General features: G+C 45.6%; 17 protein-coding genes. 15 read left to right on the top strand and 2 right to left on the bottom strand.

Annotation, left to right across the window (positions count from 1 at the left end; translation table 11 throughout):
• Positions 1–68: 68 nt before the first annotated feature.
• Positions 69–1,856 (bottom strand): glycoside hydrolase family 13 protein, encoded by a 1,788-nt coding sequence (locus AC3IRK_RS04075; protein WP_426354835.1) that lies wholly within the window; start codon positions 1,854–1,856, stop codon positions 69–71.
• A 457-nt stretch (positions 1,857–2,313) separates the two neighbouring features.
• Between AC3IRK_RS04075 and AC3IRK_RS04080 the strand changes: the two genes are divergently transcribed.
• The 7 genes from AC3IRK_RS04080 to AC3IRK_RS04110 all read left to right on the top strand — a co-directional run bounded on the left by AC3IRK_RS04080 (position 2,314) and on the right by AC3IRK_RS04110 (position 12,110).
• A complete protein-coding gene (locus tag AC3IRK_RS04080; protein ID WP_426355384.1) occupies positions 2,314–3,573 on the top strand; it encodes an extracellular solute-binding protein in 1,260 nt (419 codons plus the stop codon).
• Positions 3,574–3,688: 115 nt separating this feature from the next.
• Positions 3,689–5,041, top strand: a complete 1,353-nt coding sequence (locus AC3IRK_RS04085; RefSeq protein WP_131503911.1) for a carbohydrate ABC transporter permease — start codon at positions 3,689–3,691, stop codon at positions 5,039–5,041.
• Positions 5,041–5,874 (top strand): sugar ABC transporter permease, encoded by an 834-nt coding sequence (locus AC3IRK_RS04090; protein ID WP_012369657.1) that lies wholly within the window; start codon positions 5,041–5,043, stop codon positions 5,872–5,874. Before AC3IRK_RS04085 ends, AC3IRK_RS04090 begins: the two co-directional genes overlap by 1 nt.
• A gap of 23 nt (positions 5,875–5,897) precedes the next feature.
• Entirely contained in the window at positions 5,898–7,427 is a 1,530-nt protein-coding gene (locus AC3IRK_RS04095) for an alpha-amylase family glycosyl hydrolase (protein ID WP_131503912.1), read from the top strand.
• Between the two features lie 34 nt (positions 7,428–7,461).
• Positions 7,462–8,490 (top strand): LacI family DNA-binding transcriptional regulator, encoded by a 1,029-nt coding sequence (locus AC3IRK_RS04100; RefSeq protein ID WP_489170431.1) that lies wholly within the window; start codon positions 7,462–7,464, stop codon positions 8,488–8,490.
• A 246-nt stretch (positions 8,491–8,736) separates the two neighbouring features.
• The gene (locus AC3IRK_RS04105) at positions 8,737–11,037 is read left to right on the top strand and encodes a glycoside hydrolase family 65 protein (RefSeq protein ID WP_489170432.1); all 2,301 of its coding nucleotides are present in this window, start codon (positions 8,737–8,739) and stop codon (positions 11,035–11,037) included.
• A gap of 221 nt (positions 11,038–11,258) precedes the next feature.
• Positions 11,259–12,110, top strand: coding sequence for a YitT family protein (locus tag AC3IRK_RS04110; protein WP_012369661.1), 852 nt, complete (start codon positions 11,259–11,261; stop codon positions 12,108–12,110).
• A gap of 77 nt (positions 12,111–12,187) precedes the next feature.
• Here the strand turns inward: AC3IRK_RS04110 and AC3IRK_RS04115 are convergent, their stop codons facing one another.
• Positions 12,188–12,997 carry a Cof-type HAD-IIB family hydrolase gene (locus tag AC3IRK_RS04115; protein WP_489170433.1) on the bottom strand — a complete coding sequence of 270 codons (810 nt, stop codon included), beginning with the start codon at positions 12,995–12,997 and terminating at the stop codon, positions 12,188–12,190.
• Between the two features lie 193 nt (positions 12,998–13,190).
• On the opposite strand from AC3IRK_RS04115, the gene AC3IRK_RS04120 reads away from it, so the two are divergent.
• From AC3IRK_RS04120 to aroE, 8 genes are all read left to right on the top strand, one after another.
• Entirely contained in the window at positions 13,191–13,385 is a 195-nt protein-coding gene (locus AC3IRK_RS04120) for a YjzD family protein (RefSeq protein WP_012369663.1), read from the top strand.
• Between the two features lie 107 nt (positions 13,386–13,492).
• Positions 13,493–14,626 (top strand): beta-aspartyl-peptidase, encoded by a 1,134-nt coding sequence (gene iadA, locus AC3IRK_RS04125; protein ID WP_188005219.1) that lies wholly within the window; start codon positions 13,493–13,495, stop codon positions 14,624–14,626.
• A 12-nt stretch (positions 14,627–14,638) separates the two neighbouring features.
• Entirely contained in the window at positions 14,639–15,130 is a 492-nt protein-coding gene (locus tag AC3IRK_RS04130; protein WP_131973235.1) for a thioredoxin family protein, read from the top strand.
• A complete protein-coding gene (locus AC3IRK_RS04135; RefSeq protein ID WP_131973234.1) occupies positions 15,123–15,902 on the top strand; it encodes a phosphatidylserine decarboxylase in 780 nt (259 codons plus the stop codon). The genes AC3IRK_RS04130 and AC3IRK_RS04135 overlap by 8 nt, the downstream gene beginning before the upstream one ends.
• A 56-nt stretch (positions 15,903–15,958) precedes the next feature.
• On the top strand, positions 15,959–17,308 hold the full coding sequence (locus tag AC3IRK_RS04140; protein WP_489170434.1) for an ArsB/NhaD family transporter: 1,350 nt from the start codon (positions 15,959–15,961) through the stop codon (positions 17,306–17,308).
• A 151-nt stretch (positions 17,309–17,459) separates the two neighbouring features.
• The gene (locus tag AC3IRK_RS04145) at positions 17,460–18,044 is read left to right on the top strand and encodes a YqeG family HAD IIIA-type phosphatase (protein ID WP_012369668.1); all 585 of its coding nucleotides are present in this window, start codon (positions 17,460–17,462) and stop codon (positions 18,042–18,044) included.
• Positions 18,045–18,184: 140 nt separating this feature from the next.
• Positions 18,185–19,291, top strand: a complete 1,107-nt coding sequence (gene yqeH, locus AC3IRK_RS04150; protein ID WP_026829033.1) for a ribosome biogenesis GTPase YqeH — start codon at positions 18,185–18,187, stop codon at positions 19,289–19,291.
• Positions 19,291–20,076: a shikimate dehydrogenase gene (gene aroE, locus AC3IRK_RS04155; RefSeq protein WP_131973232.1), complete on the top strand. Its 786-nt coding sequence runs from the start codon at positions 19,291–19,293 to the stop codon at positions 20,074–20,076. The genes yqeH and aroE overlap by 1 nt, the downstream gene beginning before the upstream one ends.
• The last annotated feature ends 1 nt before the right edge of the window (position 20,077 follow it).

Consider the following 20,077-nt stretch of genomic DNA (forward strand, 5'->3'; position numbering starts at 1 on the left):
TTAATGGTTTGTCACAGAAATGAAAAAAGACAGTCTTTTTGCTTGTGAGCAAAAAGGCTGTCTGAAAATCAAATTACTTGAATGATTGTTCCGGTATAAGGAGCGAGTGTCATCTCTAATGAAGGAAGTGGTGTGTTTGAAAAGAGATCCATTCCTTGACCAGACTGAGGAGCGGGGATGGTAGCTTGATGATTGGAGTTATTGAAGTAGACGTAATACGTCCCGTCTTGACTCATCCGGCGCATGACAATGGTATTGGTTTCGTCGTCGGCATGGACGAATGAGATATGACCGTGATTGGCAAGTGTCTTATGCTGCTTTCGCAATTGAAGTAAATGTTTCGTATACATCAGTAGATTTAAATCCTGCTCTTCCGGATTCCACGGCATACATTTTCGGCAACCCGGATCCTGATCACCGTCTAGTCCGATTTCATCGCCATAATAGATGACCGGGCTTCCGGAAAAGGTCAGCATCGATAACAACAGCAGACGCATCTTATTTTTATCGTTTCCGGCACGCGTCAAGGCACGTGGCGTATCATGTGAGCCAATCAAGTTAAACGTCACTTCGTTAACGTTAATCGTATTCGAGAATAAGACATGCGACATATCATTCGCATAGGCAGAAGCGGATGTTTTGTCGAGTGCAAAGAAATTGAGCGCTGCATTCGTGAACGGATAGTTCATGACGGCATCGAACTGATCTCCGAGCAACCATTCCTGTGAATCATGCCAAATTTCTCCAAGAATATACGTCTCGGAATTCACTTCTTTGACGACAGAACGGAAATCACGCCAGAAAGCATGGTCGACTTCGTTCGCAACATCGAGACGCCAACCGTCGATTCCGAATTCTTCGACCCAGTAACGGGCGACATGGAGTAAGTATGCTTTTACTTCCGGATTTTCCGTATTGAACTTCGGCATTTCCGGAACAAAGGCAAACGTATCGTAGTTTGGCATCGGCTCGGTTACGAGCGGGAAGTTGCGGAGGTGGAACCAATCGCGGTAAGAAGAATTACTACCGTGTTCCCGAATGTCAGCAAATGCTTTATGGTGGAAACCGGCATGGTTAAAGACGGCATCGAGCATGATACGAATTCCGTTTTCATGCAGCAAATCAACCATTTCCTTGAACTTTTCTTTTGTTCCGAATTGGGGATCGATTTCTAAATAATCAATCGTGTCATACTTATGATTGGATTTGGCTTCAAAAATCGGACAGAAGTAGATACCGGTGATTCCAAGATCAACTAAGTAATCGATTTTATCGATGACACCCTGGAAATCGCCCCCAAACAGATTTGTAGTTGTAGGTGCAGTACTGTTCCAAGGAAGAGTACCGGCAGGATCATTGGCTGAATCCCCATTGGCAAAACGGTCGGGGAAGATTTGATACCAAACCGTATCCTTGACCCAGTCCGGAGCATGGAAGACATCGACTTTGTTCAAATAAGGTACACAGAAGTAGTACCCGGTGTCATCTAACGGTTTTTCATCGAACCAACCACGCTCGGTAAACACCTGGCTCGAATGTCCGTCATGGAGTCGGAATCCGTAGCGCAGACGACGAAAAGGAGGAACGACATCGATGAACCAATAATCGAATAACTCGTCTGAACCACTCCGTTTCATAGGTGTTTCGAATGTGTTCCAATAATTCGATTTGGACGGATCAAAATTCCAATCGGCATCATCCGGGTTTTCGGTATGCCAATCATATGGATCTCCCCAGATAAGATCGACGTGATCCACATCATTTTTTTTTGTCTGCAATCGAACATGAATCGTTTTGTCATCATACTTATAGACGAACGGTGACATCGCGCGGTGGAAAACAGCTTCTTTCAGCATTTTGGTCACTCCCTATGTGCAATCGCTTGCATTCTAATATAATTGTCTTCGACCTAAGAATAGTGAAGCGCTTTCTTAAAGTCAATTGGAATTCCAGAAAAAACAAGAGGAGATAAAGAATTCTTCCACATCAGCGCAATCGATTGCACTTAGTTGTGCAAATTGATTAAATGTAAACGTTTTCTTTTTAAAATGATTTAACTAATGCATCCAATCGGTTTTTAAGAATACTTTTCGAAAATCTTTTTTGAATGTAAGGAAATATTTAAAGAAAAGGACTTGTCAAAAGGATTTTAGATTGTATAATAAAAATGTAAAGGTGATGCAAACGTTTTCATAAAACGCTTACAACCGCTCGGTTGTTATCATGAGAAAATGGTTGTGCCTTTATGCAAACGTTGTGCATCAGAACTTATCATTCGTACGTTAACTTGGGGAGGAATTTTCGAACATGGAAATCAAAAAATTAGTAGCAGGTCTTTCAGTATCTGTCATGGCAATCGGTGCTCTTGCAGCATGTGGCGGTGGAACGGATTCAGGTTCTTCTGATACAAGTTCAGAAGGCGGTAAAAAACCAACGAAAATCGTGATTTGGGAAGATACAGAAAAATCGGAAACAACGAAAGCCGCTGCTAAAGCATTTGAAGAAAAAGAAGGCGTCAAAGTTGAAGTCAAAGAAGTTAAAATGACGGATCAACAAAAGAAAGTCGCTCTTGATGGTCCTGCAGGAAAAGGTCCGGACATCATTCTTCTTCCACATGATCAAATCGGAACAGTCGTTGACCAAGGGTTGATTGCTGAACTCAAAGACGGTGAGAAAGCACTCGAACCTTTCATCGATACAGCTAAATCTGCCGTTACATTTGACGGTAAAGTTTACGGCTATCCTAAAGCAGTCGAAACACCAATCCTTCTTTTCAACAAAGATGAGTTAAAAGAAGCACCTGCTTCAATGGACGACTTATACAAAGTCTCAACAGAACAGAAAAAAGACGGAAAGTACGGTTTCCTCGCACTTTGGGATAACTTCTACTTCGCACACGGTCCAATCGGTGGATACGGTGGGTACGTCTTTAAAGAAAACGGTGGAAAACTTGATCCTGCTGACATCGGTCTTAACAACAAGGGTGCAGTTGAAGGAATGGACTACATCGGTAAATGGTACAAAGAAGGTCTCTTCCCGAAAGGTTTAATCGGCGGTGGCGGTGGTCAAGCAATGGACCAATTGTTCGGCGACAAGAAAGCAGTCGCAGTCATGAACGGACCATGGGCAGTCGCAAGTTATAAAGAAAAAGGCATCAACTTAGGTGCTTCAGCACTTCCGAAACTTCCAAACGGGGAAGCAATCAAAACATTCGTAGGTGTTAAGACGTATGCTGTTTCAGCTTACTCTGAAAATCAAGAATGGGCAGAAAAGTTCCTTGCGTCACTGACTGGCGAAGAAAACGCGAAAGCGATGTTTGAGAAATACAATGAAATCCCACCGGTCACTTCACTTCAAGAAGATGCAACAATCAAAGATAACGAAGTGGCAGCAGCTGTCTTCGCACAGTCTAAAGACGGTGTACCAATGCCGAACATCGCTGAGATGGGTCAAGTTTGGGAGCCGATGGCAGCAGCACTTCAACTCGTTGCTACAAACAAACAAGACGCACAAAAATCAGCTGATGACGCTGTAAAACAAATCAAGCAACAAATCGAAGCAAACAATCAATAATCAACTGAATCACTGACACAGAATTAAAGAAAGGGGGATCTTGGATTCCCCCTTATCTTTATGGTTGGAAGAGAAGCCTGAGGTCAGACATGACCTTTGGAAAGGAGAACAGACGATGGCGGCCATTGCGACACCACAACCGACGAAAACACCAAAGCCAAAAACGAATCACCGGACGATTGCAGCAGCGATATCGATCGTTCCAGGGATGGGGCAACTGTACAATAAACAATTTTTAAAAGGTGCGACATTCTTTATCGTCGTTCTGTCATATTTTTTAGTAAATTTCGAGCTGTTTTTTAAAGGTGCCGGGAACGGTCCCGGAGATCGTGGAGCGATCTGGGGATTGATTACACTCGGTGAGGTACCAGGCGTAAGGGGGGATCACTCGATCTTCTTGATGGTCGAGGGAATCATTGCATTGATTCTGCTTGTGTTTGGTATCGCCATTTACGTCTGGAACTTTATCGATGCGTATCGAATCGGTAAACTTCGTGATTTGGAATTAGAAGTACCTTCTTTGAAAATGCAGCTGCGGAACTTCCGGGACAATGGATTCCCGTACGCGATGCTGATTCCATCGTTGGTTCTCCTCGTCTTCACGGTCGTCTTACCGTTGATTTTCACGTTTTTGATTGCCTTTACGAACTATAAGTTCAACAACTCACCGCCTGCAAAGCTTGTCGACTGGATCGGGATTCAAAACTTCCTGAACATCTTTACGGTCGATATCTTCCGTGACACGTTCGTCAGTGTCTTGGGATGGACGCTCGTCTGGACAGTTGCTTCGACAACCGGTGTCATTGCGATTGGAATTGGTCTTGCGGTCTTGTTAAATCAAAAAGGATTAAAAGGAAAACGTTTCTTCCGTTCGATTTTAATCTTGTCATGGGCTGTACCGGCATTCATCACGATTTTGATTTTCCGTTCGATGTTCAATGAGACGTTTGGTGTCTTTAATACGACATTGCTTCCTGCCATCGGCCTTGACAGCGGTGTCGAGTGGATGACGGATCCGACATATACCAAGCTTGCTTTGATCGGAATTCAGTGGTGGCTCGGTTTCCCGTACATCATGACATTGACGACAGGGATTCTGCAGTCGATTCCAGAAGATTTGTATGAAGCAGCAACGATTGACGGTGCGACTTCAGGTGAAAAATTCCGCCTGATCACACTACCGATGATCCTGTTTGCAACAGCACCAATCTTGATCACGCAATATACGTTTAACTTCAACAACTTCAATATCATCTATCTCTTTAACAACGGGGGACCGGCTGTTCCGGGTCAATCGGCCGGCGGAACGGATATCCTGATCTCCTGGATTTACAAACTCTCGCTTGGTTCGAATCCGCAATACGGATTTGCCGCAGCGATTACACTTGTGCTGTCGTTCTTCATCATGACGATTGCCGTCATTCAGTTTAAACGTTCAAAATCATTCAAAGATGAGGATATGATCTAATGAGAAAACAAAACCGAATCAACATGGCGTTGTCATACCTCATTTTGACGATCGCCTCAATAATTATCGTGTATCCACTCTTATGGGTTGTCGGCACATCGCTCAACCCGGGGAAAAGCATCACCTCGGACATCTTCCCAAGCAATCCGACATTAATCCATTACTTTGATTTATTTGATGCGACACAAACGGATTACGGGATGTGGTATTTGAACACCATCAAAATCGCTGTCATTACGATGGTTGTCTCAGTGGCCTTGATTACGTTGACGGGTTACATTTTTTCACGGTACCGGTTCGTCGGCCGTAAAAATTCACTGATTTTGTTCCTCGTGCTGCAGATGGTGCCGCAATTCGTTGCCATTATCGCGATTTACGTCCTGTTGAACATGTTGCAATTGTTTGATACGCACTTGGCATTGATTCTTCTGTATGCAGGGGGAGCGATTCCAATGAACACGTATCTTGCAAAAGGATATTTTGATACAATACCAAAAGAACTGGATGAAGCAGCGCGGATGGATGGAGCAGGACATCTACGGATTTTCTGGCAAATCATTCTTCCACTTGCAAAACCAATGGTTGCTGTTATTGCGTTGTTCAACTTCATGGCACCGTTCAACGATTTCATCCTGGCGTCACTTGTTCTCCGTTCGCCGGAAAAACAAACGTTAGCTGTTGGACTGTACAACATGGTTTCAGAGCAATTCGACAACAACTTCACATTGTTTGCGGCAGGTGCTGTATTATCAGCAGTACCAATCGTTCTTCTGTTCTTCGCTTTCCAGCGTTTCTTCGTGTCTGGATTGACGGCAGGTGGAACGAAAGGTTAATCAATCAAGGGGGAATCAGCGGCATGAGACGAGGCGTGATGCTTCTCCTCTTGCCGCTTCTCTTGTCTATCGGAATATTTCCACAGACAAGCGAAGCTGCAGGATGGGAAAAAGAACGAATGTATTTCATTATGGTCGACCGGTTTGAGAACGGTGACAAAAGCAATGATTTAGAGGCCGATCCAAACGATCCGAAAGCTTTTCAGGGCGGTGACCTGGCAGGTGTCACGAAACGTTTGGATTACATCAAGGATGAAGGATTCACATCGATTTGGCTGACACCAATCTTTAAGAACCGACCAAATGGTTATCATGGGTATTGGACGGACGATTATTACGAAATCGATCCGCACTTCGGAACAAAAGAAGAATTTAAAGCACTGGTCAAAGAAGCACATAAACGTGATCTTAAAGTCGTGCTCGATTTAGTCGTCAACCATTTAGGTCCGAACCATCCGCTCGTAAAAGAAAAACCGGACTGGTTCCATGAAGAACAGACGATCATGAACTGGAACAATCAAGCGGAAGTCGAGAACAATTGGCTGTTTGATTTACCGGACTTTAATACAGAAAATAAAGAAGTCGTGAAGTACTTGATTAATGTCGCGAACTACTGGGTGGATGAGACCGGAATCGACGGTTACCGACTCGATACAGTTCGTCATGTGCCATCGGATTTTTGGAAAACCTTCATCCCGGCCGTCAAAAAAGAACATCCGGATCTCTTTTTACTCGGAGAAGTATTTGACGGCGATCCGCGTAAGATTGCGACCTATTCTAAATTAGGATTTGATTCCGTGACGAACTTCCCGTTTTACTACGGGATCAAGGATCAGTTCGCCCGCAAAAATGGTTCAGCGGAAGAGCTCGATTCAGTTTATAATCGAGATACTACGTTTAATCCGAAAGCGATATCATTAGCGAACTTTATTGATAATCATGATTTAAAACGCTTCATTACGGAAGCCAAGATTGGCGGAGCCGCTGATGAGGAACGGCAACTGCGTTTAGCGTTGTTCGCCTTGTATGCAGCACCTGGTATGCCGATCGTCTATCAAGGGACAGAGATCGCGATGCCTGGTGGAGAAGATCCGGGAAATCGAATGATGATGGAATTCGATAAAAACGATAAGATGCAGGAATATGTACAGACGTTAAATAAGATGCGTAATAACTATCCGGCTTTCGAAACAGGGAAACAACGGCTGGTGGCTAAAACCGATCATATGGCCGTCTTCGAACGAAAAACTAAAGATCAGTCTGTCTTGTATGCCATCAATTTAGGGGAAAAGAAAACGACGTTGCGTGTGAAAGCAGCAGAAATCGGTGACGATCAACGCCTTCGGGGATTGTTGTTCTCTGACGTGGTACGTCAAGACGGAGATGCCTATGAAGTGACGCTCGATGCAGGCAGCGCGAACGGCTATGTCGTGGAACGTTCACAGGTCAACTGGGTCTCGCTCGTTGCGATTGGATCAATCGCTCCAATCCTTGCCTTAATCATTTTGTTCGTCCATCGACGACGGATCAATCGGACAAAGGAAACACACTAAAATACATTTGTAGGGAAATGATGAGGTGAAAGGGATGCAAGTAACAATCAAGGATGTCGCAAGAGAAGCGAACGTTGCACCATCAACGGTCTCGCGTGTAATTGCCAACAGTCCGCGCATCAGTCAAAAAACAAAAGAACGTGTCCGCCAGGCAATGGAAGAGTTAGGCTACTATCCGAACGTCCATGCCCGGAGTCTTGCCAATCGAACGACTCAAGCGATCGGTCTTGTCATGCCGAGTGCAGCAACGAAAACACTGCAAAATCCATTTTTCTCGGAAGTTATTCGCGGCATTAGTACGAAAGCACATCAAAACGGTTATTCCTTATATATGACGACGGGGGTTTCGGAAGAAGAAGTTTACGAAGGCGTTGTCTCGATGGTTCAGGGTCGTCGAGTGGATGGCGTCATTGTCTTGTATTCCCGAACAGATGACAAGGTCGTTCAATTTTTACAAGATTCGAAGTTTCCGTTCGTCGTTGTCGGGAAACCATTTAGTGATTCCTCACATGTCACGTACGTTGATACGGACAACTATCTTGCAGGACGAGAAGTCACGAAGTATTTACATCAACTCGGACACGAATGCATCGCGTTTGTCGGAGGAGCGCAGGATTTAGCGGTCACGCAAGAACGGGTCGGTGGGTATAAGACAGCTTTAATGGAAGAGGGACTACCTATCCATGAATCTTATATCGTCAGTGCACCATTCATGACGACCGGAGGAGCGGACGCCGTCAAACGGTTGATGTCGCTGGAACACCCGCCGACGGCTGTCGTCGTCAGTGATGACATGATGGCACTTGGTGTCATGAGTACGCTGAATGAGATGGAAATCAGTGTGCCTGATCAAATGGCCGTCGTCAGTTTCAACAATTTATTCATCGCGGAGTTTTCCAGTCCGCCGTTGACATCGGTTGAAATCAACATCTTCGGTTTAGGATTTGAAGCAACGAACTGTCTGATTGAACAAATGAACGAAGAGGCGACACCCTATGGCAAACGTGTCATTGTTCCTCATTATTTAGTTGTGCGTCAATCTTGTGGCGGCACGGTAAAATAATTGAATACCATCCCGAAACACCACTTGTCCGTTCAGGAAAAGTGGTGTTTTCTTTTGAAGAAAAAAGAACCGTAAACCAATCAGGAACACGAAATGACCGTGCGAATCGAAAAAGATTTTTATTTTCGTGCAAACGATTGCATTAACGATGATTATGTGTAGAATAAAGAATGTAGAGAAAATAAAAACGCTTACAAAAAAGGTGCTTGAGCATCTATGTGATTAATAATAAAGGAGCGACTTATAATGAAACGATTGTTTGATATTAATGAGTGGAAAATTACGGAGCAGGGTTTTCATCCGGAGGATAACCGCCTTGCTGAATCGATGACGGCGATTGGGAACGGCCATATGGGAATGCGCGGAAACTTTGAAGAAGATTACTCGGGAGACACGCATCAAGGGATGTACGTCGCCGGTGTCTACTACCCAGATAAAACACGGGTCGGCTGGTGGAAAAACGGGTATCCGGAATATTTCGCAAAAGTTTTGAATGCGGTGAACATCATGGGACTTCGTGTTTCGATCAATGGAAAAAATGTCGATCTGAACGAGTGGGAAGTTGTCGACTTCAAACGGGAACTCGATATGCAGCATGGAGTTCTGACACGGACGATGCTGATCAGAAATGGTGTGGAGGAAACAAAAATTGAATCAAAACGTTTCTTCTCGATCGTCGATAAAGAACTGGCTGCACTTCGATATACAGTCACACCCGTCAACTTTGATGCGGAAGTGGTCATCGAATCATACCTTGACGCTGACGTCGAAAACGAAGACTCCAACTATGATGAGAAATTCTGGCTTCCTGTAGAGCACGGAGCGGAAGAACGATTTGCCTATGTTACTTCTAAAACGAAGAAACTGGATTGGCACGTCACAGCGGCCATGATTACCAATGTCGAGGGTGCGAGATGTGAAGTGCTTGAAAGTACATTACAGTATGTCGCGAATCGTTTCACGAAACAGGTACCGGCAGGCGAAGCGGTGACAACTGAAAAATTAGTAGCACTCGTGACGAATCGTGATTATGAAATTGAAGACTTATTGGCGCAGGCGATGAAACGTGTTAACGACGCGTTTGATACCGGATTTGATGGAGTGCTTGCAGCGCATGAAGCGGCCTGGTTGAAGCACTGGGAAGAAGCGGATGTGAAGATCGAAGGCGATGTTGAAGCGCAACAGGGGATTCGTTTTAACATCTTCCATATGTTCCAAACATATACAGGCGAAGATTCCCGCCTGAACATTGGACCAAAAGGATTTACCGGGGAAAAATACGGTGGCGCGACCTATTGGGACACAGAAGCATACTGCCTGAACTTCTATCTTGCGACATCGAAGCCTGACGTGGCTTGGAACTTATTGAAGTATCGTCATAACCAATTGCCGCAAGCGAAAGAAAATGCGGATAAGAATGTTGGCATGAAGGGTGCGTTATACCCGATGGTGACAATGAACGGGGAAGAGTGCCACAATGAGTGGGAAATCACGCATGAAGAAATCCACCGGAATGGTGCGATTGCCCATGCAATCTATAACTATACGAACTACACAGGAGATACATCCTACCTCGGGCAATACGGATTTGAAGTACTTGTTGAAATCGCACGTTATTGGGCGAGTCGCGTCAATTATGTCCCGCATAAAGATGTCTATATGATTCTTGGTGTCACAGGACCGAATGAGTACGAAAATAACGTCAATAACAACTGGTATACGAACTTGATGGCTGCCTGGTGTCTTGAGTACGCTCAGACGGTCTACCGTCATCTTGAGCAAGAGGAACCGGCACGTCTGGAAGAATTGATTCATCAATTGGCTATTACGGATGAAGAATTAGCTCACTGGGCCGATATTGATCAGAAAATGTATTATCCGAAAGACGATTCCGTTCCGGATGTGTTCATGCAGCAAGACGGTTTTATGGATAAAGAACAGATTATGGTCGCGGATCTTGATCCAAAACATCTTCCTTTAAATCAAAATTGGTCATGGGACCGTGTCTTGCGTTCTGTCTTCATCAAACAGGCCGATGTCCTGCAAGGACTCTATTTCCTGACAGATCGTTTCTCAATCGAAGAGAAGAAGAAAAACTTTGATTTTTATGAACCACGGACGGTTCATGAGTCATCCCTTTCACCGTGTATCTATTCCATCATCGCGGCAGAAGTCGGTTATGAAGAAAAAGCCATGGAACTTTATCAGCGTTCCGCACGGCTTGACCTTGATAATTATAACAATGATACAGAAGATGGTCTCCATATCACATCGATGGTCGGATCGTGGATGTCGATCGTTCACGGGTTTGCCGGACTTCGTGTCGAGCAGGGAACGCTGTCCTTCAAACCGATGTTGCCGAAGGGCTGGACCAGTTATTCGTTCCGGATGCAATGGCGCGGACATCATATCTTGGTTCAGGTCAAACAGACAGAAGTGTGTATCGAACAAAATGCGGGTGGAGCATTCACGTTACAGCTTCATGGCGAAACAGTTGAAGTCCCGGCAGAAGGTGCGGTTACAATCCCGGCTTCCATGACCGTCTGATAAAATCGAGAAAAGACAAAACCGTAAGTTTTATATGAATCAGGGTGGCAGATTTCATATCTGCCGCCTTTTTTCATTTGAAGAAGAAAGTGTTCAACTTCTGAAAATGAGAGCGTTATCAAAAAAAGAAATATAATTCTTTCTTCATCTTGACTATCCGGACACAATTGTTATGTGCTAAAGTGTTCCAAGATAGTTTACGAATGAGAGGAGAACAAGGTGTGACAGCGGTTGTAAAGGAAAGTATGTTAAAAGTGATTGTCGCCTCGATTGGCGGGTTCGTCATCGCAGTAGCGATGAACTGGTTCTTGATTCCAAGTGGTGTTTACTCGACAGGATTTACAGGACTGGCCCAAATTTTAACGCAGGTCTTGCAAGGAACGGCGTTTGCTTTTGGGGAAAACGTCTGGTTTTTAGTCTTGAACTTGCCCTTGATTGTTTTGGCATGGATTATGCTCGGACGCAGTTTTACCATCATTACATTGATTTCCGTTTTGGCGACAACGATTTTTATCGGACTTATTCCTCAGTATGCTGTCATTCCGGGTGATCAGACACTCAATGCCGTGTTCGGTGGTGTCTTGCTGGCGATCGGAACGGGGATTACGATTAAATTCGGGGCATCGACGGGTGGTTTTGATATCGTTGCGTTGATTTTCGCGCGTTTCTCTGACCGTAGCGTCGGATTATACCTGTTTGTGTTGAACTTCCTGATTGCAATCCTCGCTGGAGCGTTGTTTGGTTGGTCAACGGCACTGTACACGATTGTATTCATTTATGTCACTTCAAAAGTCGTCGATGAAATCCATACAAGCAATCAACGGTTGACGATTTTCATCATTACGAATCATGCCGACGATATTACGACGGCACTTCACCAACACATCATTCGAGGCATCACCCAGATGCCGGCAATCGGTACGTATTCACGGGCTGAGAAGTCGACGCTGATGATGGTCATCGAACGGCACGAGTTGCGCGATATCGAGCGCATTTGCCGCGATGCAGACGAAACGGTGTTCATCAACGTCGTTGCGACAGATTCTGTAGTCGGATACTTCCGCAAAGGATGATTGAAAATTAGGGGGGCACAACAACAAAGCCGGCTTTTCTGTCTGATGGACAGAGAAGCCGGCTTTGTTTAATGACATCAAATCAGACCGAGGACATGTTTCAGGTAGTAGGCAATCCCGTCTTCCTGGTTCGACTTCGTTTTGCCGTTAGCAACCAGTTTTAACGCGCCGATGGCATTGCCCATCGCGACGCCATGCCCGACATACTCGAGCATTTCCAAGTCATTTTCTTCATCACCAAAAGCAATGATCTGTTTTTGTTCAATCCCGAGATGACGCGAGACTTGTTGTAAACCTATGGCTTTACTCGTACCTTTTCGCATGACCTCGACCATATATTCAGGTTTGACCCACTGGCGGTTTAAGACCGTTTCGGCATGAATGCTCGAAAGTTCGGACCGGATTTCCTGGACATGTTCGCCTTTCGCATGAATCAGCAGGGATGTCGGTTCATGTTGCAAGACCTTCCGTAAATCACCTGTCGTCACGGATAAGGCATGATCCGTGTAGAATTCATAAATACCGGTCGGATCGTTTTGGAAGTAGACATGATCCGTCACTTCGCAGACGATATTTTGTGTTTTCGAGTCCGCTACCGATTCCAAGATGTGCTGAACAGTTTTCAGCGGAATCGGATGATGGCTGACTTCAAAATGACGGTCTTGCGGATGGTGAACAAGTCCGCCGTTAAAATTGACGATTGGTGTCGTCAATCCGAGTTCGTCGTAATAGCGTTTGGCGTGCCGGAAAGGACGCCCTGTCGCGATGACGACTTCATGACCGTTGTCGCGTGCAGTTCTTAACGCATGTAAGTTGGCCTGACTGATGGTTTTGTCGTCGCGTAATAATGTCCCGTCCAAATCGACGGCAATCAGATGACGTTGCATAGGATACTCACTCCACTCTGGATTCATTACGCTTACTGTAGCATAATCGGCTGAAAAATATCTGAAATTGCCTGCTTTTTGAATTCAGGAAAGCGTTTAAAAAAATCGGAGAAAAGCTGTCTATGGTCCTAAAAAATGATATACTACGAAACGTAGGACATTAAAAAGTAAGTTAAGAAATGGAGGGGGAAGAATGCGTTTTCTCGTTACATTCTTCTGGTCGTTCTTACTCGTGAACACAGCTGTGTTCATCGTATCAGCGGTCGATGCAGTCACGTATAACTTCGGATTCGCGACAGCTATGTCAGTCGTGACTTCACTTGTCGTCTTCGCACTTGATGCAGTCAACGAAGATCTTGGTCTTGGTCAAGGGACAAAGGCAGAATAAGGTAAAAGCGAGATATCGTCATTCGGACGATAGGCTCGCTTTTTATGATTTAGCTGAGAACACTCGTGACTTTAGTGACGAGTAGTTCAAAGTTTAGGAGGCAAGTGATGATTGTACTTAAAAATGTGACCCTAGCCGGGGGAGTAACGGATGTATGGGTTGGTGGGGGAAAGATTCTCGCAATCGGTTCCTATACAATGGACGAACGGCTGATTACGCAGACGATTGACGGATCAGGCAAACAATTGGTCCCAGGATTACTCGATGGACATGTTCATCCGATCGGCGGAGGCGGGGAAGGTGGTTTTTCGACACGGACGCTGCCACTTTTGGCAACTGATTTTCTGGAAGCCGGCGTCACGACTGTCGTTGGATTACTGGGAACAGATGGATGGACGCGGACTGGAATCGATCTGCTTGCGCACATGCGCGGCTATATGAGTCAAGGTATCCGTTCCTTCCTCTTGTCAGGCAGTTACGCGGTCCCTCCGGTTTCGATTACGCAGTCAATTGCGGAAGATATCCTGTTGATTAACGAAGTTATCGGGATTGGTGAGATTGCCATCAACGACCATCGTTCGACACATCCGACTGTTCCTGAGGTGGCACGACTTGCTTCGCAAGCACGGATTGCCGGTCTTTTAAAGGGGGTCCGGGGGACGATGAATGTTCATATCGGGGACGGAAAACATGCGCTTGACCTGCTCAACGAAGTGGTCGAAACGACCGATATTCCGATTACACAATTTTTACCGACCCATATCAACCGCAGCGAACGGATATTTGACGCCGGTTTACGTTGGGCGAAACAAGGCGGACGGATTGATTTTACGACCTGTACGACGGAAACGTTCATTGAAGAAGGGGAGATACCAGCAGGTCAGGCACTACAGCGTGCTCTTGCTGCCGGTATCCCGTTACGTCAGATTACGATGTCGAGTGACGCCGGGGCCAGCTTACCCGCCTTTGATGAAAGCGGGAAACTGCTTCGTCTTGAGACCGGAAAGCCGACATCGATTTTGGATGCGGTCCGTGATGCGGTGAAACATGGCGTGCAGTTAAAGGACGCGATCCAAACTGTTACATCAAACGTCGCAGAAGCATATGGCATTTCCGGAGGACTCATCCAGGAAGGCGAGCGTGCTGATCTGTTACTGATTGATGACGCTTTGCAAATCGATACGATTCTTGCAGAAGGGCGTGCTATAATGATTCAGAAAAAATGGCTGTTGCCAAAATGACGGAGGGATACTGTGTCAAAGAAATCTAACCGTGTAAAACCAACAAAAAAACCGCAATCGAAAGCCAACTGGATTACAGCTGGTGTGATTGCGCTGATCGTCTTAATCGGGGCGACGATGTTACTGTTTACGGATCGAGAGGATTCTGCATCGAAAAACGGTAATTTAACGGCCGGTCAAGTGGCGGATAAGCTGAAGTCCGGCGATGAATTTTACACGTATTTTTATCAGACGGGATGCGTACACTGTGAGAAAGTAAAACCGTATTTAGTGCCACTCGGTGAGAAACAGGACATTCCATTTGAACAAATTGATCTGGCAGTTGAACAGTCGGCTTGGGATACGTTTGCCATCGAAGGGACGCCAACTGTCGTTCATTTCAAAGATGGGAAAGAAGTCAGCCGGGTATCCGGTGAGCAGACAGAAGACGCCTATAAAGAATTTTTCGCAGGTAAAGCCGTTAAAAATTCTGAAGAAGAGTCGTCAGGTGATTTAAATGATTAAAAAATGGTTCTTTACGCAACTGTTTGAACTGAACGGTCATCCAACCGTCGCGAAACAACTGCGTCGCTTTGCGATGAGTCCGGTCAGTCGACCGCTGATTCAACCGTTCGTTAAGATGTATGATTTACAAATGCATGAGGCCAATCAGCCGCTTGAATCGTATAAGTCGTTACATGAATTGTTCGTTCGAAACTTAAAAGAAACGGTTCGTCCGATTGACGGGTCAGAACAGGCTGTCGTCAGCCCGTGTGATGGCGTTTTATCCGTTGTCGAGGATTTGACGGAAGAAAGTCGTTTTACCGTCAAAGGACAGACGTATTCAGTTTCCGAGTTGCTCGGTTCGCATCACGAAGCCGATCACTACATCGGAGGACGGGTATTGATTTTTTACCTCAGTCCGCAAAATTATCATCGTGTTCATGTACCGGTTGATGGGACAATCCGGACCAGTTACACGCTCGGCCGTGATTCGGCACCGGTCAACGATCTCGGTCTTTCCTATGGGAAACGACCTTTGACGCGGAATTACCGTCGGGTCACACGTATCACACATGGGGAACACGCACTTGAACATGTCATGGTCGGTGCCTTGAACGTGAACACCATCGTCCAAACGAATCAAAACCGAGAAGTCAGACGGGGCGATGAGTTCGGCTATTTTTCATTCGGCTCAACAGTCGTCTTGATTTGCCCGAAAGATGCCATCACATTAGAAACGGACATCAAAGGTCCGGTTTTGATGGGGCAACGCATCGGTTATTGGAATTCATGAATGGAGACGCTCCCGTTACGAAGGGAGCGTTTCGTCATGCTTAGGAGGAAGCTATCATGCAGGTTTTAATGTTTACGGGAGCATCGGGTTCGTCGCTTCAAATTTACGGGGCCTTATTCATTTTTTTAGTGACCTATGCATTTATCATCAGTGAAAAAATCAGTCGGGCAATTGTCGCCCTGTTAGGTGCATTAGCAATGGTGATATTCGGCATCGTCCGGTTGGAATCTGCCTTGTTTGAATACGTTGAATGGGGAACAATCGTCTTATTGATCGGGATGATGATTTTAGTGACGATTGCCAATCAGTCCGGATTGTTTGAATACATTGCCATTCGGGCGGCTAAAAAAACAAAGGGAGATCCGGTAAAAATCTTGATTTTACTATCCGGATTGACGGCACTCGGATCTGCCTTTTTAGACAATGTCACGACGGTCCTGTTGATTGTTCCAATTACGTTTTCGATTACGAAGGTCTTAAAAATCAAGCCGTTTCCATTTTTACTGGCGGAAGTCCTGTTTGCCAACATCGGTGGAACGGCCACATTGATCGGTGACCCTCCGAACATCATGATTGGAGCCGCTAATCCGCATTTGACGTTCAATGCCTTCTTATTGAACCTCGCACCTGTGATTGTGCTGATTACAATCGTGACAATCGGTATTTTGTATATGATTTTCCGCAAACACTTACACGTGGAACCGGAAGACCAACAAAAATTGATGGAGATTGAAGAAAACAGCTACATCGTCAGCCGTAAATTAGTCACGCGCAGCAGTATCGTCCTGGTAAGTACGATTGCATTGTTCGTCATTCATCCGTTACTGAGTCGAATCGGTCTTCATTTGGAAGCACCTGCCATCGCAATCCTAGGAGCGACTATCTTAATGCTGCTGACGATTGAAAACAACCACCAATTGGAGGAAGTATTCGCCCGGGTAGAGTGGACGACAATCTTTTTCTTCGCGGGACTGTTTATCTTAGTCGGCGGAATTCAGGAAGTGGGCGTCATCCGTTTCTTGGCAGAAAAAACAATCACGTTGACAGGGGGAGACATCCAGACGACAGCAACCGCTGTTCTTTGGTTATCCGGCATTGCCAGTGCGACGATTGATAATATTCCGTTCGTCGCGACGATGATTCCATTGATCAATGATGTGGCGACAGGAATTGGATTGTCACCCGACAGTCAACAAGTCGACGTCTTATGGTGGTCCTTGTCGCTCGGAGCATGTCTTGGAGGGAACGGAACATTGATTGGCGCGTCAGCCAATGTGATTGTCGCGGGATTAGCTACGCGGCAAGGGGAGAAGTTCACCTACGGAAGATTCTTACTTTACGGGGCTCCGATCACCATCGTAACGCTGATTATTTCGCAACTTTATTTATGGATCCGCTATTATTGAAGAAAATTTTTGAAACGGAAGAGACATGTACTCTTTCGTTTTCTTTTGGTCGTCGCTCTATCAAATGGATTGTGCTATAATCGAACGATAAGAACATAACTGTTTCTTAAACTTAACTATAGAGCTAGACCATTATCTGGAGGTTTTATTCTTGTTTAAACGACTTTATCCAAAACATTTTGTGGCGTCGATTTATGATATCGACTTAGAGATGTTAAAACGAAACGGTGTCAAAGCAATTTTGACGGATCTTGATAATACACTTGTTGCTTGGAATATTGCCGATGCTCCAGACGAATTGGTGTCATGGCTCGATATGGTGAATAACCAATACGGATTTGACGTCATCATCGTCTCGAATAATAACGGCGATCGAGTCAAGAAATTTGCGGATCCACTTGGCTTACATTATATTGCACCGGCCCGTAAACCTTTACCGATTGGTTTCAAACGTGCGTTGACGGAATTTGGTTATCACGCGAAGGAAGTTGTCTTCCTTGGAGATCAATTGTTTACAGATGTGTTAGGCGCAAATTCAGTAGGTATCGAAGTAATTCACGTTCAACCCGTCGTCAAGACAGACGGTGTCGTCACAAAATTTAATCGCTTGATGGAACGGTTGATTTTCCGTCGGATGAAACGCAAAGGGATCTACAAATTGACGCAACGTGTCAAAGAAGATCCGGCAGTGTTAAAACACCCGATTGAGACCCTTCGTCAAGATAAGCAGCAATGACCCTGTCATACCGGTAGATGAAAGGATAGGCAGCAGTCGCAACATGTACGGCAAAAGGTCGGAAGTTACGCTCTTGGAGTGGCGTGCAGGGCGCTACGTTGAATAGAGAAGGGAAAGTCCCGATGCGGCTCAACACACACATGGAAGAAATCAATTGCGCAGGCTGTGGTGTCGCGATCCAAACAGAGGATCCGAAAGCACCTGGTTATGCGCCTAAATCTGCACTTGACCGGGAAATGGTCATTTGCCAACGTTGTTTTAAACTGAAGCATTACAACCAAATTCAAGACGTCGCATTAACGGACGATGATTTTGTCAAAATCTTAGATGGAATCGGTCAAAAAGATGCATTAGTCGTTAAAATTGTTGATATCTTTGATTTTAATGGAAGTTGGTTACCCGGATTACACCGTTTCGTCGGAAAAAATGATGTTTTGCTCGTCGGAAACAAAGCCGACTTGCTACCAAAATCACTTAATCCGAATCGCTTAATGAACTGGATGCGCCAAACATCAAAAGAGCTGGGCTTACGTCCGGTCGACGTGCATCTGATCAGTGCGAAAAAAGGACACGGTGTGGATGAACTGGCAGAGAAAATCGATTATTACCGCAAAGGACGCGACGTTTACGTCGTCGGCTGTACGAACGTCGGTAAGTCGACATTGATTAACCAAGTCATTAAACGATTCGGGGAAGAAGAAGAGGCGGTCATCACAGTCAGTCACTTCCCGGGAACGACACTTGATTTAATTGATATTCCGTTGGACGATAACTGTAATCTGTACGATACACCAGGAATCATCAATCATCACCAAATGGCACATTACGTGGATGCAAGAGACTTGAAGTTGATTACGCCGAAAAAAGAAATCAAGCCGCAAGTGTTCCAAATTCATCCACAACAAACATTGTTCTTCGGTGGTCTGGCTCGTCTTGACTACATGGAAGGCAACAAACGGTCATTCGTCATCTATATGTCAAATGACTTGAAAGTACACCGGACGAAGCTCGATAAAGCAGACGATCTGTATGCGAATCATAACGGAGAATTGTTATCACCGCCGAATGAGAAGACGCTTGAGATGCTTCCGCCGCTCGTTCGACACGAGTTCAGTCTACGCGACAACATGAAAACGGATATCGTTTTCAGTGGACTCGGTTGGGTGGCAGTTCACGGAAAAGGCGGACGAGTTGCTGCCTACGCACCAAAAGGTGTTGCTGTCTCATTACGTGAGGCGCTTGTCTGATGCAATTTGCTGTCATCGGTCATCCGATTGCCCATTCGCTTTCACCCATGTTGCATGAAACATGGCTGAAGGCGGCTGGGCTTTTCGGTTGTTATACCACGGTAGATGTCGAAGTGAACGGATTGGAAGCGTTCGTTCAGAAGGTAAGAAAACGGCAGTTTGATGGAATCAATGTGACGATTCCGCATAAGTCGGCGATCATTCCTTTTCTTGATCGTCTGGAGCCGGCAGCAGTACGCGCCGGTGCCGTCAATACCGTCTATTGGGACGGGGAGGAACTGGTCGGTGCCAATACGGACGGAACCGGATTTGCCCGCGCCCTTGCGACACGAACGAATGCGAAAAACAGTTTAGTGATTGGAGCAGGCGGAGCGGCCCGCGGCATCATTCCAATGCTTCCCGGTCATGTTACTGTCATGAACCGGACGAATCAGACGGCTGAACAGGTGGCTGCTGAATTTGGGCAATCTGCTGTTCCTTGGTCGAGCACACTGGATTTGATGCCGTATGATGTCATCATCAATACGACTTCTGTCGGAATGGCGCCCGCGATTGATCAGACGCCGATCGAATTGACAGCGACGACGGCTTTGATTTGTGATATTATTTATCGACCGACCCCGACCCGTCTTTTGCGGGAAGCGACCGCAAACGGGCTTGATACACTAGATGGTGTTTTAATGTTTGTACTACAAGCGGCTGAAGCGTTTGAACGCTTCACCGGTCATAAACCTGATCTCGCACTCGGCGAGCAGGTGATTAGAAAGCAATTGGAGGAATCATAAT

This window comes from Exiguobacterium sp. GL_137 (genome assembly GCF_057834585.1).

Coding starts and splice junctions, on each gene's coding strand:
- AC3IRK_RS04090 (WP_012369657.1), top strand. CDS start 5,041: ATGAGAAAACAAAACCGAATCAACATGGCGTTGTCATACCTCATTTTG.
- AC3IRK_RS04135 (WP_131973234.1), top strand. CDS start 15,123: ATGATTAAAAAATGGTTCTTTACGCAACTGTTTGAACTGAACGGTCAT.
- AC3IRK_RS04140 (WP_489170434.1), top strand. CDS start 15,959: ATGCAGGTTTTAATGTTTACGGGAGCATCGGGTTCGTCGCTTCAAATT.
- AC3IRK_RS04075 (WP_426354835.1), bottom strand. CDS start 1,856: ATGCTGAAAGAAGCTGTTTTCCACCGCGCGATGTCACCGTTCGTCTAT.
- AC3IRK_RS04105 (WP_489170432.1), top strand. CDS start 8,737: ATGAAACGATTGTTTGATATTAATGAGTGGAAAATTACGGAGCAGGGT.
- AC3IRK_RS04115 (WP_489170433.1), bottom strand. CDS start 12,997: ATGCAACGTCATCTGATTGCCGTCGATTTGGACGGGACATTATTACGC.
- aroE (WP_131973232.1), top strand. CDS start 19,291: ATGCAATTTGCTGTCATCGGTCATCCGATTGCCCATTCGCTTTCACCC.
- yqeH (WP_026829033.1), top strand. CDS start 18,185: ATGGAAGAAATCAATTGCGCAGGCTGTGGTGTCGCGATCCAAACAGAG.
- AC3IRK_RS04120 (WP_012369663.1), top strand. CDS start 13,191: ATGCGTTTTCTCGTTACATTCTTCTGGTCGTTCTTACTCGTGAACACA.
- iadA (WP_188005219.1), top strand. CDS start 13,493: ATGATTGTACTTAAAAATGTGACCCTAGCCGGGGGAGTAACGGATGTA.
- AC3IRK_RS04095 (WP_131503912.1), top strand. CDS start 5,898: ATGAGACGAGGCGTGATGCTTCTCCTCTTGCCGCTTCTCTTGTCTATC.
- AC3IRK_RS04100 (WP_489170431.1), top strand. CDS start 7,462: ATGCAAGTAACAATCAAGGATGTCGCAAGAGAAGCGAACGTTGCACCA.
- AC3IRK_RS04085 (WP_131503911.1), top strand. CDS start 3,689: ATGGCGGCCATTGCGACACCACAACCGACGAAAACACCAAAGCCAAAA.